The sequence below is a fragment of the Bacillus sp. TE8-1 genome (assembly GCF_008368855.1).
Classification (GTDB): Bacteria; Bacillota; Bacilli; order Bacillales; family Bacillaceae_G; genus Bacillus_A; species Bacillus_A cereus.
Genome location: NZ_QPET01000028.1, coordinates 252651 through 268933 on the forward strand (window position 1 = coordinate 252651; position 16283 = coordinate 268933).

The following is a 16283-nucleotide window of genomic DNA, read 5'->3' on the forward strand; positions in this document are numbered from 1 at the left end:
TGATAGTTGATATTCTCCATATTGACCAGAAAAGAACTAGAAATTCTAGTGAAATTCCAAGTGTTCGTTTCCTAGTTTTTTGAAATTCTTTTATTAAATAGCCAACAGCACTAATTGCTATAAGAATGAAAAGAATAAGTTCGAGTGTAACTGGCATTTTATCTACCCCTAATACATTAATTTATTATATAAAGATTATAAGATATTTTTGTGGCTAGTAGTGAAAAATTTAATAAAACTATCTCTAAATAGTTATTTTAAAAAGAAGAGAAACTAGCAAAAATTAGATACTTTTGTATAAGAAAGGAATAGATTAATAATTTAATATAAAAAATACAAGATATGCAATATTGCATATCTTGTATTTCATATTACATTGAACCCAATTATGCCTTGAATAGAGAGGGTTTAAAAGAAATATAATAATCTAAATTGTTTACCAATTAATATGGTAAATTATAGATAAATAAAGAAATTTATGTTAATGTACTTATGGTAATATACTGTTAAAAAAAGGAAGAGGTGAAAAGTTTATATGTTTAAAAAAGGCGTATCATTGCTATTAATTTTCATTTTATCTATTTCTACATTTAGTATAGTAACTCACGCTGCTAGTAGTTCAGAATATGTGAATCAATCATTCTATGGGTATAAGGAGCCATCTTTTAATTCAGTTAAAACAAATGGCGGATCAGAGTATGGTGCTCAAAATGTAGGAGTCGTGGAAAAAAGAGATAATGGTTGGTGGAAGATTGAAACATGGGAAGGTCCAGTTTGGATTAACTTAAATGGGGAAGAACGTGTCATGGGAGATTTCTATGCATATGATGAACCTTCTTTCTCATCAAAGGTTGCGAATGCTGGAGCGAAGTACGGGCGACAAACATTTAGAATAGTAGATGGAACAACAGATGGTTGGCTAAAATTTAAGACGTGGGAAGGCGACAAGTGGATGAATCCTACGGCTGAACAAATTACTGTCAACAAAACAATCTATGCGTATAATGAACCTTCATTTAATGCACAGAAAGCAAATTATGAAGCACCATTTAACCCGCAAAATTGGGGAGTAGTAGAAAAAAAAGAAAATGGCTGGATGAAAGTAAGTACTTATGAAGGTTATAAGTGGATCAATCCAGATGGAGAAGAAAGGTTCATAAACAAATTATTCTATGCGTATAACGAAGCTTCATTTAATGCAGCTAAAGCAAACGCTGGAGCATTATATAGTCCACAAAATTTTAGAGTTGTGGATGGAACACCTAGTGGATGGTTGAAGGTTAAAACATGGGAAGGCGAGAAATGGCTGAATCTAGATGGAGAAGAAAGATTCATAAACAAATCATTCTATGCGTATAACGAGCCTTCATTTAGCTCAGGCAAAGCAAACGCTGGAGCATTATATAGTCCGCAGAATTTTAGAGTTGTAGATGGGACAACTAGTGGGTGGTTGAAGATTAAAACATGGGAAGGCGACAAGTGGATGAATTTAAATGCGGAAGATACAGGCGTAGAATTCTACGTGGAAGCTACTGCATATAGTGTAGAAGGTAGTCCACCAAATGAAAGGATTACGGCGTCTGGAATAGACATAGGAAAAAATCCTAACATCAAGTTAATTGCAGTTGATCCTAAAGTTATTAAACTAGGAACGAAAGTTTGGGTTGAAGGATACGGTGATGCAATTGCTGGAGATACAGGTGGGGCTATTAAAGGCAATAAAATTGATGTTCTGTTTCCTACAGAAAAGCAAGCACGTGAATGGGGACGTAAAAAAGTGAGAATTAAAATAATGAAATAGGATATATCTATTCTTTGCTTCGAAAATTATATATTAGACAAAATAAAAGGGAGGATATTTTTATGTTTAAGAAAAGTATAGGAATCTTATTGTTTTTTATTCTATCTATCTCGACATTCAGTATGGTAACTCACGCTGCTAATAGTTCAGAATACGTGAATCAATCATTCTATGGGTATAAAGAACCATCTTTTAATTCAGCTAAAACAAATGGCGGATCAGAGTATGGTGCTCAAAATGTAGGAGTCATGGAAAAAAGAGATAATGGCTGGTGGAAGATTGAAACATGGGAAGGTCCAGTTTGGATTAACTTGAATGGGGAAGAACGTGTCATGGGAGATTTCTATGCATATGATGAACCTTCTCTCTCATCAAAGGTTGCGAATGCTGGAGCGAAGTACGGGCGACAAACATTTAGAATAGTAGATGGAACAACAGATGGTTGGCTTAAATTTAAGACGTGGGAAGGCGAAAAATGGATGAATCCTGCGGCTGAACAAATTACCGTCAACAAAACGATTTATGCATATAATGAGCCTTCATTTAATGCACAGAAAGCAAATTATGGAGCACCATTTAACCCACAAAATTGGGGAGTAGTAGAAAAAAAAGAAAATGGCTGGATGAAGGTAAGTACTTATGAAGGTTATAAGTGGATCAATCCAGATGGAGAAGAAAGATTCATAAACAAAGCATTCTATGCGTATAACGAAGCTTCATTTAATGCAGGCAAAGCAAACGCTGGAGCATTATATAGTCCGCAGAATTTTAGAGTTGTGGATGGGACACCTAATGGATGGTTAAAGGTTAAAACATGGGAAGGCGAGAAATGGCTGAATCTAGATGGAGAAGAAAGGTTCATAGAAAAAGCATTCTATGCGTATAACGAGCCTTCATTTAGTTCAGGCAAAGCAAACGCTGGAGCATTATATAGTCCGCAGAATTTTAGAGTAATAGATGGGACAACTAGTGGATGGTTGAAGATTAAAACATGGGAAGGCGACAAGTGGATGAACCTAAACCAAACAGATTCTGGTTCTTCTGGAGTAATTGATTTAGCTTTAAAACAACTTGGAAAGCCGTATGTTGAAGCTGGGACAGGACCAAATGGATTTGATTGTAGTGGCTTTATTTATTACGTATTTAAAAATAATGGATATAACATTGTGAGAACAAGTGTTGCAGGATACTGGGGAATGGTTACAAAAATAAGTGATCCTCAACCAGGAGATTTAGTATTCTTACAGAATACATATAAAGCGGGTCCTTCTCATTTAGGAATATATTTAGGGAATGGTGAATATATTCATGCTGCTGACGAAACAACAGGTGTAATTAAAAGTAAGATAAATAGTTCATACACTCAAAAGCACTTCTTGGGGTATGCTAGATTTTCAAAATAATTAAATTGGATTCAATAAAAAGACAGCTATCTATGGATAGCTGTCTTTTTATTGTTTGTGTTGACTTGACTACTTATATATATCCACAAGCAAAACAACATAATATTAATACGGAAAAATATATTAATATGAATTTTTGCATATTTTAAAATTCAATATATCCCTTGAAAACTTTTAATTGTATAATATATTTTGTCATATTTTTAGATTTTTCGACATAAACCAACAAAAATAGAGAACGTATTGGGAGAAGACATTATGTACACAAAACTATTAAAATCAATTACATCATTATCACTGATTGGTGGTGCGTTGTTATATACAAATGGCAGCGATGTAAAAGCTGCTGAAGTGGGTGTTTTTTCTGATGTGCCGACATCACATTGGTCATATCCTGCGATTAAAGATTTAGCGAGTAAAAATATTATTTCCGGTTATGGAAATGGAATATTTGGTTTTGGAGATGTTGCGACAAGGGAGCAAGTTGCGGCTTTAATTTATCGAGTGTTAGTACCAAATAAACAAGGCGGTTCGTTTAGTAATGGTGGAACTCGTTACGTATTAAAGAATGGATCTACGTTTAAAAATCCTTACGGTGATATTAATCAAAGTTCTACAATGTTCCCAGAAGAGGTGTTAACTTTAACGAATTTAGGAGTTTTTAAAGGTGATGAAAATGGCCAATTTAGACCGAAAGCTTCTGTGAGTCGTGCGGAAATGGCACAAATTCTTACAAATGCTTTCCATCTTGCGGCAAAACAAAAACATACCTTTAAGGATGTTCCAAATCCATTTTGGGCAGAAAATGCAATTAGTGCGGTGCAGTCAAATGGAATCGCAGATGGCACAGGGAACGGGAATTTTGAACCGTATGGCACAGTAACACGTGAACAGTATGCGCAGTTTTTATATAAAACCTTGAAATATAAAAATGCCGATGTGAAAGACACAGGAGATGCGGCATTATTAACAGCTTTTAAAGAGGAAGTACAAAAGCGTATTAATACATACGAGACAAATATTACACTTCCATATAAAACGAAAAATAATAATACAGAAGAAGTGATGAATACACTTTTTAACGCATATAAAGAAGTTGCAAGTAAAAATGAGTATACAAATAATAATAGATCGAATGTTTCATATGGACTTTCTGGATCACCTGGAAATTATACGTTTACGCTTAAGATTACATATCGTGAAACGAAAGAACAGACGGAATATGTCATGAAACAAGCGAAAGCAATCGTTTCTTCTATTACTCATGTTGGAATGGATGATCACGAAAAAGTGAAGGCGATTCATGATTACGTAGTAAAGCATGTTTCTTATGATACGTCTTATAAAGCTTACACAGCATATGAAGCACTTGTAAATCGTTCTGCGGTTTGCCAAGGTTACGCACTATTAACTTATCAATTATTAAAAGAAGCAGGAATTGAAAATCATTTTGTGACAGGAACTGGGGACGGACAACCTCATGCTTGGAATTTAGTGAAAATCGAAAACAAATGGTATCACCTTGATACAACATTCGATGATCCAGTGCCAGATGAGCAGGGCCGCGTCACGTATTCGTATTTCAATTTATCAGATGAACAAATCGCAAGAAATCATGAGTGGAACCGCGGAGACTACCCGCAAGCTACAACGAATTATTATAGTACACTGACAAACAAAATTGCGGCAGGTAGTACGAAAACGCCTGCATATCAACAAATATTAAAAGATACAAAGTTAAACTATTTAGGAAATGAATATATCGCAAATAACTATACCGAATTAAAAAATAAAATGCAGCAACGCTATAGTGCAAAACCAGAGAAAATTGAAGTGCTATACAAGCAATCAATGAATGGTGCACTGCAAGATGTGAAAAAGGCAATTGGCGAAATCGATTATCCGCAAGGGGCAAATCGAGTTTCTTATAAAGCGGAGCCTTACAATGCGAAAGAAGGGTATTCTTTAGTAACAATTACGTTTACGTATTAAAAGCAACCTAGATCCTATGGGATCTAGGTTGTTTTTTTATTATTCTTCGACAAAACATGACAATATATAGATACATTCTTTGCTACTATGAGATGAGAAATCTTACATTAAAAAACTGTTTAAAATAACTAATGCAGATAGGCGGAAAAAAATGAACCGAAAGTTACTAATGGCTTTAACATGCGGTACATTGCTTATGGGAATGGCTGCTTGTAGCTCAAATGAGAAGACTACAACTGAATCAAAACCTAAACAAGAAGAAAAGGTTCAGGAAAAACCGAAAGTTCAAACCATTCAAAAGCAGCAAAAAGATAGTTATGTAGTAAGTGAAGATGAGCTCTCTAAAGCGGCACAGTCGATTGGTGAAATCCAAAACGAGCAAACTATAAATGATATGATGATACATATGTCTTTACAAAAACTCACATTCAATGGGAATAATCTTCATGTTTCCGGTACCCGTGATGTAGGGCGATTTCAAATGACGAAAGAAAACATTCAATACTTAAAAAACAACTTAAATGTTATTAATAATGATGAAAGACCAAAATATGAATCTATTCTGAACAAATGGTATGATGGAGAGTTCGAATCTGTAGTTAAAGACTTTGAAGAAATTCATTATTTAAGTTCAGGAAAAAAGCAAAGTATGGAGGAATCTAAACTAGCTAAAAAAATTGATAGTGATGAAAAAGAATTTATTCTCCATTTCTTTGGTCAAGAAGGATTAGATATCCATAATAAAGAGTGGAAACAGGGCGAGTTATAGAAGTAAAACTGAATTTCTCTTCACTAGGAAGTACAATGTTTTACGGAACAAAAAAATAATGAAATTTCCTTAAATATAGTCCCATCGGGAGGTTGTCTATACTGAGATTCAATAGATACACAGTAATGCTTATTTTTCTAGCCATTGGCACAAATGCTGCATTATCTATGTGGATTAAGCAGGGACTTTTAGGTGTCATCAATGCTATTATTTTCTTGTTAACCGCTGCACGGACTACAAAATGAACTAATACAGAAGATTAGCATAAATAAAACATTGTATTTCTCAATAAACAAAACAACTTAACGTGGTAAAATAATAGTTGGACGGGAGTCCAATACATATTATTAAAATTAAGATGGTTCAAGTCGGAGGAAGGCACCTTAGGGTGTCTATTCTTTTTTATAAAAAGAAATTTGTACGTTTAGACGCATTTTAAATACAAAATAACCGATTCCTTATACGTTAAGAAACCGGTTATTTATTTTCCTACTTTTTTAGAGGGCTTTTTCTTATAATGGTCTTAAATCATAAATAAAAGATAGAGTAAAAACTATATACGAAATAAATGTAACGAAAACAAGAAAACATATAAACTGAGAATTAGATACATATTGTTCTATTCTTTTTTTCATGTTAATTCGTATTATTTTTCAAATGTGAAGTATCAATTGGAATTTGAGCTTTCCAAGATCCATTTACTTTTCCAATTCTAGTTATATTTACATCTAAAGTAAGAGGCTGTTTAAAAACGTCTTTTTCTTCATTAGTTATAACAAATGTAGCAACACCTTCGGGTCTATCATTATCACGGATGCCTATTTTATCTAACTTTTGACCTGCTGCCACAAGTTCAAAAGGAAGACGATCATCTGCATCATGGATAAATGATAGTCTCCCATCATGTTTAATCTCAGGGTTTTCCTCTTGTTGTCCATTAATTATACCATCACTTTGGAGATCTAATCCTGATGTATCAAATTCAAATGGTACTAAACTTCCGTCAGCTTTTTCCATTCTATAATGAACTGATATACGTGAATCTGCGATAAATAATTCTTTGAGATGTACAGTAATACCTTGATCTGTAATTTTTTCATCAATAGGAATATATTTACCATTCTTCATCATATCTTGTGTGATACCATTTTCATCTTTTATTCCTTCATTTACAACTTTATCATTTGTAATTGCATCAGAAAAATATGAAGCGACATTTGTAGCCGCTACTTGTACTTGTGGAATCATTGCTGTTGTGAAAAGTGCTGCTGCAGCTACTGCTGTATAAATGAAACGTTTTGATTTTTTACTCATGTTTGTAAACATTCCCTTCTTTTGGTGCTTTTTGTGATTTATATTAGAAACATTGTCTAACTTGGAACGGCTTTCAAATGTTTTCCATGCTTGTTCTATATCAATTTTGATTTCTTGTGGTGAATTTGCAGATTCTTCATCTAGCATTACGTTTTCCCATTGATTTAATTTACTGATTTCTACTAATAAATCTTGGCATGCTTCACATGTATCTAGGTGCTTTGTGAATTCCTTTCTTATATCATGAGAAAGTTCTCCATCAATATATGTTTGAATAAACCCGATATCATAACATTTCATTTGTTATGCCTCCTCCATTTGTTTATAAATCTTGCGGAATTTCATTTTGGCTCGGACCAATAATGTTCCAATAGAAGATATTTCAATTTGAAGTACTTCTGCAATTTCTTTATATTGAAAACCAGAGAATTTCATTAGTAAAAGGGTTCGTTCTCGATCATTCATTTTATTTAGTATCGTTTGGACCTTTGTAATTTCTTCTTTTCTTATCCAATCATCGTCTAATGATGAAACATTTTGTACTTCATGGTATTGTATTTCTTTATCAATCTTCGCTTGCTGCCTTTTTTCAGAACGAAAATGGTTATAAGCTACATAAGTAGAAGATTTAATCAACCATCCAGGTATATTTTCAATTCCATTCCAATCGCTACGATATAATTGTAAAAATACTTCTTGTGCTAACTCTTCAGCGATAGATTGATCTTTAACAATCCATATAATCTGTTTCACAGCATAAGCATAGTACTGCTTAAATAAATCTTCAAAAGTCATATCAGATGCATGCCTTTCTTCATTTTCTATGGTTAACATATTAGTTTAAACCTCACTCTCAATTTGATACCTGTATTATAGAGAAACCAGAAAAACGGATTTTGTGACAGTTTTTCTAGTTGTTTTTTATCTTTTTTATTATGTATAAAAAAAGCATTCATCTGATTAAAAGATAAATGCAAAAAGGGAACTATAACTCTTACAGTAGTTGTCTATTAATGTATAAGAAAACAGTTAGTTTGTTGCCAAATTGTATTTAAACGTACAATTTTCTTTTTTCATATGGTGCCCCCATCGCTATTAACTTAAGAAATTGATTCTCCCCTAAAACGAAAGAAACGGTTCTATCACATTAGATTTCACATTTAATACTTCTGGACTACAAGGTAAAGAACTAGTAGTTTTTGAAGAACTGTATCAAGACAATATCTGAATAGCTATTCACGCTGAAATTGATGAGAAGGGACAAACAGTGCAATATAAAGAAGTAAAGCTAGAACAACTTAAACCAGAACAGCCGAATGTTACCCTTTTTATGGAATTGATTTATAAATGCCTCTAAATTAACGATATTCTTGACAATACTACTATTTACTTTAATATTAATTGCACTTTCTTATTGTAATCTTACATTCTTGTAAGGTAAATGTAAGACAATTCAATATGAAGACTATAACACTTTAGATTAAATTGTAGATATCCAATAAACGAACAGGAGATAGCAACAATGAGTATATTAACAGTCCGTAACTTAAGTAAAATTTATAATACAGGAGAAGTATCTTATAAAGCTCTTTCCAATATTGATTTGACAATACAAAAAGGAGAATTTGTAGGGATTATGGGAGCATCAGGGAGTGGAAAATCAACTTTGCTGAATATGATTTCTACTATTGATGCGCCAACATCTGGGGAAGTATTTATTAACGAAAAAAATCCCTATTGTTTATCTTCTAATGATTTAGCTCTATTTAGACGTCGTGAACTAGGATTTGTCTTTCAATCTTTTAACCTTATGAATACTCTAACTGTAAAAGAGAATATTGTTTTACCACTTACATTAGATAATGTAAGTTTGAATGATATGAACGAAAAAGTAGAAGTTATTTCTAAACAACTGGGGATTGAACAGATTTTAAATAAAAGAACCTATGAAATTTCAGGAGGTCAAGCTCAACGAACTGCCATTGCTCGTGCACTCATTCATTCTCCTCAATTAATTTTAGCAGATGAGCCAACAGGAAATTTAGATTCAAAAGCGGCAAATGATGTGATGGAACTTTTAAAGAAATTAAATCAAGAAGAACAAGTAACTATGATGCTAGTGACACATGACGCTGTAGCAGCGAGTTACTGTGACCGAGTAGTTTTCATTAAAGATGGATCTTTTTATAATGAAATTTATTACGGTGAAAATCGTTCAATATTTCACAAAAATATTATGGATGTAATATCTTTATTAGGAGGCAATCAACATGAATTTGCGTCAGTTCGCGCTTAATAACGTCATTCGTAATAAGCGATTATATTTAGGTCATTTTTTAAGTAGTACATTTGCCGTGATGATTCTATTCATTTATGAATTACTTGCATTTCATCCTAATTTCACTGGTAATCTTGTATCGACAAGTGCGGTCATAAGTGCTTTAAGTACACAAGGATTTAAAATTACTCAATATCTAATTATATTTTTCTCCTTCTTTTTCATTCTATATTCTATTACTATGTTTTTAAAAACAAGGAAAAAGGAATTCGGTATCTTAATACTCCATGGCATGTCTGACACACAATTAAAAAAGTTAATCTTCATGGAAAATATGTTAATTGGATGTTCTGCAATTATTGTTGGGATTGGAACTGGATTAGTCTTTGGAAAATTAATCTTACTGATATGTAGTTCACTTTTCCTATTAAAAGGCGGGCTTCCATTTTATTTTCCTACTAAGGCAATTTTAATAACATCTATTATGTTTTTTATTTTATTTATACTTGTCTCTTTTTTCACTTTACGAGTAATGAAAGTATCCCAGCTAATTGAACTCATGAAATCTGAAGAAAAACCAAAAACGGAACCAAAGTCATCTAAATGGCTAGCTTTCTTTTCAATTCTTTGTATTATCATTGGATATGCCTCAGCATTTTATTTAGATACAGCATTGGAAAAAGGAACCGATTATATATATGTTATGTTAATGTGCGTTTTCTTATGTGTATTAGGAACATACTTTTTATTTACTCAGCTCAGCTTTTATGTCATTACAATATTGAAAAATCGTCAATACACTTTCTTTAAAAAAACAAATATGTTAACGATTTCGGAGTTAGCATATCGAATGACAGATAACGCAAGAACACTATTTCTAGTAAGTATACTTTCGGCAGTCGCCTTTACCTCTATTGGTGCTTGTCTTGCTATTGGAAATGGAGCATTAGCGGAAGTTGACAGCCCTTATGCGTTTGAGTATACATCATTGAAACGAAACAAGCAGGAGTCCTCTCATATTTCTCAAATCGAGAAACAATTACATGATGCTGGATTCTCATATAAGTTAGTAACTTCTATTGGTTTTAATACAGGAGGAGGTGCAACAATTATGAGCCTGACTGATTACAACGCAACTGCCAAAACACTAGGGTACCCAGTAGAAACATTAAAAAGGGAAACGGATAGTCTAATTCTACCATCAAAAAAATATTTAAGAACAGCTTCTCAAGAGGAATTAAAGAAAGTGTCTTCATCTCTTGAAATAGAACAGGATAATATGCATTTTAATCTTTCGAGAAATAAGATATTAAGGGATAATATTATTAGCCCATCTTATCATTTTTCTGTTGTTGTTTCAGATTCAATGTACGAAACAATACTAAATACAAAGCAATTAGCAGAAGGAAAGGCTGATCAACATAAAGTCTATCGTTTTTTAATTAAAAATATGCATGAAACAGCAGATGTTGCTAAACAACTTGAGAAGGTAATTTTATATGATTATCAAAGTGGACAACCACCTTTTATGTTTGATTGCTCGGTCTTACAATGGTTAGAACGTAAACAAATGAATGCAATGCTATCTATTCTTAGCGTACTAGTGGGGGTTGTATTTTTTATATTTGCAATTAGCTTCTTGTATTTCCGTTTATTCACAGATTTAGATCGAGATAAAAGTCAATTTCAAACGCTTTCTAAATTAGGGTTAACTAAAAGAGAGTTGAAAAAAATTGTAACCCAACAAATTAGCATATTATTTTTTGTGCCTATTGTGATTTCTATTCTGCACAGTAGCGTAGCCTTTTTGGCAATAAGGGCTTTAGCGCAGAGCAGGGTGGGCGTAGACTTACCTGTTGCAGGGAATTCTATTCTCATATTCACAAGCTTTATTAGTGTACAAATAATTTACTACCTTATTATTAGAAGAAATTATTTGCGTCAAATACTTCATTTTATAAAATAAAGCAAAAAGTATTATATTAGTTAGATGGACAAAGGAATAGTATTCAAATTTATAAAACAATAATTTGATTTAATAGATTTTAGAGTATTGTTAAACGTGATAAAGAAATTCTTATATAAAAATAAGTACATCTGTTTTTTAACGAGATGTGCTTATTTTGATTTTAATAATTTATTCCCATTTCTTTAAATCATTTGCTATTCCCCACCATGAATATATTGATAAACTCCATCCATATATTTGTAGAAAGGGGGAATTCAAATGAAGAGAGATGATAATAAGATTAGTCATTTTATATCGGAAAAAGGGAAGGAAGATTTTCAAATTGCTTACGATGAATCAATGGCACTTCTTCCAAAACCTAACGAAACGAAAGATATAAAAACGAAATATGGCACAATTCGTGCTTATTACTTTACTAAAGAGGAAAACAAACATAAGGAACCAATACTCTTACTCCCTGGACGCGGTGCATCTACTCCAATGTGGGTCCCGAATTTAGAAGGGCTAAGGGAGAAAAGGCCTGTTTATACGATAGATTTACTCGGTGAGCCTGGAATGAGTGTGCAAACGAAGGTGATTGAGAACCAAAAACAACAAGCAGAATGGTTAAATGAAGTAATTGAAGGATTAGGTTTAGAAAGAGTGCATATCGTAGGTGTCTCCATTGGAGGGTGGACAACAATGAACTTGGCCAGATATAATCCTGAGCATATTGCTACGGCTAGTTTATTAGATCCAGTCTTTGTATTTGCGCAAATATCCATAAAAATGATTCTGGCATCTATTCCAGCTTCTGTTCCTATTGTCCCTAAGTTTTTAAGAGAAAAGATGTTAAGCTATGTTTCTGGAGGAGCAGAAGCAAGTGACGATGAGCCTATCGCTAAGTTAATCGAGTCGGGTATGCGTAACTATAAACTGAAAACGCCAGCGCCTGATTTATTTAGTAAAGAAGACTTAAAAAATATTGATATTCCAGTGCTTGCACTTATAGCTGAAAAAAGTACAATGCACAATTCGGTAAAAGCAGTTGAAACTGGAAAAAAATACGTTAAAGATATTGATATAGTTAATTGGAAAAATGCATCTCACGCAATCAATGGTGAGTTCTCTAACGAAGTTAATGCTAGGATCCTTGATTTTGTAGAAAAACATTCTAATGATAACTAAGTTGAAAGTGGAAAATATGTTGTCATAACAACTTCATCTCTATATAGCTATTTAGGGGATTTAGCTCATTTTTTATTTTGGCATATTTTAATTCTGCTATTTTCATGAATATGTATAATTACATAAAATTTCAGTGAAAAAGAGAGTATACTTTCATATTGTGTAATAAAGATAAAGCCCGCCTACGGAAATAGGCGGGCTTTTTTTACTTATAAAGAAAAGACAACCTTTAAGGTGTCTTCCTTCGATTTGAAACATTTTACTAGGTTAAGTTTTTGTGATAATAAACTCTTTTAATTGGAATGAACCTACGCAGTACATCACTTTATTCTTAAGCATCATTCTCAACAAAAGTAAAGATTTTCATTATCTTTTTAACTACAAAGGGTAATAATTTAGAAGCTAAAAATGCAAGTATGAAAGCAATTCCCCATGTTTTTATCCATGATTTGAGAAATAAAGCTGTATATCCAACATTCATTGAAACCATGACGAAAGAGATAATGCTAGATATGCCTAAAATCATAAAGATATTAAAAATTATTGGTTCGAATTTTTTATTGATTTTCAAAATTAACACCTATTTTCTATATATGCTTTGCTGCCCAATTTCATCAACATCTAATCTTACAGTTTGAAATCTAGGTTGTCCAGTTTGTTTTACTTTGGTGCAATAGCGATATTGTTTGGAATAAAGTTTCACTTTATTATTTAAGAGCGAATAAATGAAAAATAAAATATCCAAAAATATAGATAGAAATCCGCTTTTATACCTTTCAATAAAAGAATACTAGCATTATATATTATAAGGAATACTTGTCCTTAATTGTAAATGAAAGGGGGGAATTGGTATGAGTTATGGCTATGGTCACCCTCCAAAAAAATGCTTTGAACATCATAATGAAACTTTATCAACGGGTGTATTACGTAGACATTCCGCTACGTTATTTCTTACTGTTGAAGCTATGAATGTTGATCCAGATGATACTCGTAGAGTAACAGTTGAAATGTTTGATTGGTCATCGGGTTCTCCGGTATTGTTACCATTAATAGACCCTTCAACACAAACATTGCCACCTAATCGATATGTTACTTTTCGTTCAGCAGCTCTTCCTCCAGCACTCTTTGCTTATGAAGTAAGAATCATTCGTCCGAAAGATAGAGATGTTGTTACAAATGTTTTTGGTCTTAGTGCAATCGTATTTAACCCACAAGAAGGAAATAATGTTTTACAACATGATTTAGCAAAAATAGACCTTAAATAGATTTTATAAAGGTCTATTTATTGAGCATGATTAAACAAAAGAGTAGGGTGTAATCCTACTCTTTTTTTAACGTTAACTAGAATTTTAAAAGAAATCCTTCATCATTTTAGCATCTTTAATATTTACTATCACACCTTCTACCTTATCTTTCTTCTCATCTTTAGCAATTGTAATTTGTTCCTTATTATCAACCCAAACAAGAAACTCTTCTTTGGAGTCATCTTTATATGTAACGGTAATAGTAGAATGTGCAGATTCTCTCTTTTTTTGATCTAAAGTAATTGTTGTAGGTGTTCCATTTTGAACGGCTGAAACGATAGATTTTATCATTTCTTTATTATCTGTTTGAGATTTGGAAGTAGTATAATTTGTTGTTTTTAGTATTTCAATGTCTGTAATATTTGCGGAATTTAATTGAAAGGCATTTTGTGTATGTTCTTGCTTAGCCTGCGAAGTTTTATCTGTAGCCGAGGTGCTTGTACAACCTATTAAAGTAAAAGATAGAGCGGTTAGAGCACATATAGATATGATTTTTTTCATAGTATCCCTCCTCAAATTCAATTATAACAATTTTCTGCTAATTTAGGTAGTTATTGTAAGGAGAAGATGTTTTAAAGTGGTAAATGATGTTGTTCATTCTCTATTAAAAGCAAAATTCACATAACTTTTTTCATATTTTATGTTTAACATTTCGAAAATAGGTGTACTACATATAATATAACAAATAATTCATTTTAAAGGAGGAAGTTAAAGATGGAAACGAAGTATAGTAAACCTTTTGTATATGAATTTATTACGGAGAAAGAGGTCATGAATGCGGCGAATGATCTAGTGAAGAAAGGGATAGACCAAAAAGATATTTACGTATTAACACATGAGAAAGAGAGGACAGATAGAATCGCAGATAATGCAGACGTGAACACGATTGGAATAAAAGAGGAAGGACTTGGGACAAGCATTATTAATGTCTTTCAAAAAACGGGAGATCAGTTAAGAAATAAGATGCAGGAGTTAGGGCTTAATGAGGAAGAAGCTAACTTTTATGAAGAAAAGCTGGATGAAGGAAAAATCTTGTTATTCGTTAAGGATTTAGAAAGAGTCGGTGAATGGCTACACGAAAGAAGATGCATGTATTCTATTTAAATTTATATCCTTTACATCTATAAATCTATTACGAAAAGGAGATGGGAAATATGAGTGAGAGCGGTCTAAAAGAACAAATTACGGGTAAAGTTGAAAAGAAAAAAGGACAAGTAAAAGAAGGAATTGGTGAAATTACAGAAGATAGAGAGTTGAAAAATGAGGGGAAGTGGGAGAAGACGAAGGGAACGATAAAAGAAAAAGTCGGAAAAGTGAAACAAAAGATAAGTGATGGATTGGATAATAAAGAATAATACATGTTTATCAAGCTTTGGTTACATACCAAAGCTTGATAAATCAAATATAAAAACAATATAGGAGGTTTAATTGTGGGACTTATTATTACGTGTATTGTAGGTGGACTTATTGGTGCGTTAGCTGGAATGATTACGGGAAAAGACTTTCCTTTAGGTATAGTTGGTAATGTGATTGCTGGTTTGATTGGATCTTGGGTAGGTAGTGCGTTATTTGGTCATTGGGGTCCTGAATGGGGAGGCATTTTTGTTCTTCCAGCGTTATTAGGTGCAATCGTCTTTATTTTAATCGTTACATTCTTCTCTAGAATGCTACGGAAAGCGTAAGTATGATAATGAATAGTAATCTTAAGTTTATTATATATAACTATAAAGTGAATGAACTGATAAATATACATAAAAAAGCATCCAATTAAACTAATTTGGATGCTTTTTTAATGTAATCTACATAGAAATGAGCGGGGGATGAAGAACCCCCGCTTATTAAAATTACACTTTCTATCATATGCCTTTCGAGAGGACTCCCACTTCTAAACGTAAGTGAAGGTGGTGAGGTGAATCGAAAGAAATATATTATTTTCAAGAAAATAATAGAAACATACGTTCTGTTTTTTGCTATAATATCCTTAACAAGGAGGTGAATAAAATGACAAAGGAAAATCCGTCAAACTATAAAACTTTTCAAATTTGGATTAAAAAAGGGCATCGTATGTATTCTTATTTTCAAGAATGTTGTCATAACGCTAAGAACATGTACAACACCACAAACTTTTATATACGCCAGGTGTACACTGGATTAACACAAGAAAAAGAGTTGCAGCCTTTGCAAAAAGAAGTTCTGGATCATATTCATAAAAATATTGGTAAGATGAATGACACACAACGTCTTGCCTATCAGAAGAAATTGGAAAAAGAGAAAGTAAAGCCTAAA

The 16283-nt window shown here is 32.6% G+C and carries 15 protein-coding genes and 2 pseudogenes; 13 read left to right on the forward strand and 4 right to left on the reverse strand.

What is annotated here, in order from left to right; all coding sequences use genetic code 11:
• The first annotated feature begins 535 nt into the window (after positions 1 to 535).
• The 4 genes from DN404_RS25030 (at position 536) to DN404_RS25045 (ending at position 5965) form a co-directional block, all read left to right on the forward strand.
• Positions 536 to 1801: a 3D domain-containing protein gene (locus tag DN404_RS25030; protein WP_000473134.1), complete on the forward strand. Its 1266-nt coding sequence runs from the start codon at positions 536 to 538 to the stop codon at positions 1799 to 1801.
• 62 nt (positions 1802 to 1863) lie between these two features.
• Positions 1864 to 3204 (forward strand): C40 family peptidase, encoded by a 1341-nt coding sequence (locus DN404_RS25035; RefSeq protein WP_149215579.1) that lies wholly within the window; start codon positions 1864 to 1866, stop codon positions 3202 to 3204.
• Positions 3205 to 3462: 258 nt separating this feature from the next.
• Complete coding sequence (locus DN404_RS25040) at positions 3463 to 5196, forward strand: S-layer homology domain-containing protein (protein WP_149215580.1); 1734 nt, start codon at positions 3463 to 3465, stop codon at positions 5194 to 5196.
• A gap of 151 nt (positions 5197 to 5347) precedes the next feature.
• The gene (locus DN404_RS25045) at positions 5348 to 5965 is read left to right on the forward strand and encodes a DUF6241 domain-containing protein (RefSeq protein WP_149215581.1); all 618 of its coding nucleotides are present in this window, start codon (positions 5348 to 5350) and stop codon (positions 5963 to 5965) included.
• Positions 5966 to 6601: 636 nt separating this feature from the next.
• On the opposite strand, the gene DN404_RS25050 is transcribed toward DN404_RS25045, so the two are convergent.
• Complete coding sequence (locus tag DN404_RS25050) at positions 6602 to 7579, reverse strand: DUF4179 domain-containing protein (protein ID WP_149215582.1); 978 nt, start codon at positions 7577 to 7579, stop codon at positions 6602 to 6604.
• Positions 7580 to 7582: 3 nt separating this feature from the next.
• Positions 7583 to 8113 carry an RNA polymerase sigma factor SigX gene (locus DN404_RS25055; protein WP_098771780.1) on the reverse strand — a complete coding sequence of 177 codons (531 nt, stop codon included), beginning with the start codon at positions 8111 to 8113 and terminating at the stop codon, positions 7583 to 7585.
• A 292-nt stretch (positions 8114 to 8405) separates the two neighbouring features.
• Between DN404_RS25055 and DN404_RS25060 the strand changes: the two are divergent.
• The 4 genes and pseudogenes from DN404_RS25060 to DN404_RS25075 form a co-directional block, all read left to right on the forward strand.
• A pseudogene (locus DN404_RS25060) lies at positions 8406 to 8597 on the forward strand (VaFE repeat-containing surface-anchored protein); the annotation flags it as partial.
• A gap of 204 nt (positions 8598 to 8801) precedes the next feature.
• On the forward strand, positions 8802 to 9575 hold the full coding sequence (locus DN404_RS25065; RefSeq protein ID WP_088363732.1) for an ABC transporter ATP-binding protein: 774 nt from the start codon (positions 8802 to 8804) through the stop codon (positions 9573 to 9575).
• Complete coding sequence (locus tag DN404_RS25070; RefSeq protein ID WP_139849242.1) at positions 9550 to 11523, forward strand: FtsX-like permease family protein; 1974 nt, start codon at positions 9550 to 9552, stop codon at positions 11521 to 11523. Before DN404_RS25065 ends, DN404_RS25070 begins: the two co-directional genes overlap by 26 nt.
• 261 nt (positions 11524 to 11784) lie before the next feature.
• Entirely contained in the window at positions 11785 to 12693 is a 909-nt protein-coding gene (locus DN404_RS25075) for an alpha/beta fold hydrolase (protein WP_098771778.1), read from the forward strand.
• 331 nt (positions 12694 to 13024) lie between these two features.
• Here the strand turns inward: DN404_RS25075 and DN404_RS25080 are convergent, their stop codons facing one another.
• A complete protein-coding gene (locus tag DN404_RS25080; protein WP_086404432.1) occupies positions 13025 to 13264 on the reverse strand; it encodes a DUF2798 domain-containing protein in 240 nt (79 codons plus the stop codon).
• Between the two features lie 280 nt (positions 13265 to 13544).
• On the opposite strand from DN404_RS25080, the gene DN404_RS25085 reads away from it, so the two are divergent.
• Positions 13545 to 13958, forward strand: coding sequence for a hypothetical protein (locus tag DN404_RS25085; RefSeq protein ID WP_016125604.1), 414 nt, complete (start codon positions 13545 to 13547; stop codon positions 13956 to 13958).
• Positions 13959 to 14042: 84 nt separating this feature from the next.
• Here the strand turns inward: DN404_RS25085 and DN404_RS25090 are convergent, their stop codons facing one another.
• Complete coding sequence (locus DN404_RS25090) at positions 14043 to 14498, reverse strand: hypothetical protein (RefSeq protein ID WP_149215583.1); 456 nt, start codon at positions 14496 to 14498, stop codon at positions 14043 to 14045.
• Between the two features lie 213 nt (positions 14499 to 14711).
• On the opposite strand from DN404_RS25090, the gene DN404_RS25095 reads away from it, so the two are divergent.
• The 4 genes and pseudogenes from DN404_RS25095 to DN404_RS25110 all read left to right on the forward strand — a co-directional run.
• Entirely contained in the window at positions 14712 to 15101 is a 390-nt protein-coding gene (locus DN404_RS25095; RefSeq protein ID WP_063535801.1) for a YflT domain-containing protein, read from the forward strand.
• Between the two features lie 50 nt (positions 15102 to 15151).
• Positions 15152 to 15352 carry a CsbD family protein gene (locus tag DN404_RS25100; protein WP_029442042.1) on the forward strand — a complete coding sequence of 67 codons (201 nt, stop codon included), beginning with the start codon at positions 15152 to 15154 and terminating at the stop codon, positions 15350 to 15352.
• A 75-nt stretch (positions 15353 to 15427) separates the two neighbouring features.
• On the forward strand, positions 15428 to 15679 hold the full coding sequence (locus DN404_RS25105) for a GlsB/YeaQ/YmgE family stress response membrane protein (protein ID WP_000522903.1): 252 nt from the start codon (positions 15428 to 15430) through the stop codon (positions 15677 to 15679).
• 319 nt (positions 15680 to 15998) lie between these two features.
• Positions 15999 to 16283 (forward strand): annotated as a pseudogene (locus tag DN404_RS25110) (RNA-guided endonuclease InsQ/TnpB family protein); the annotation flags it as partial.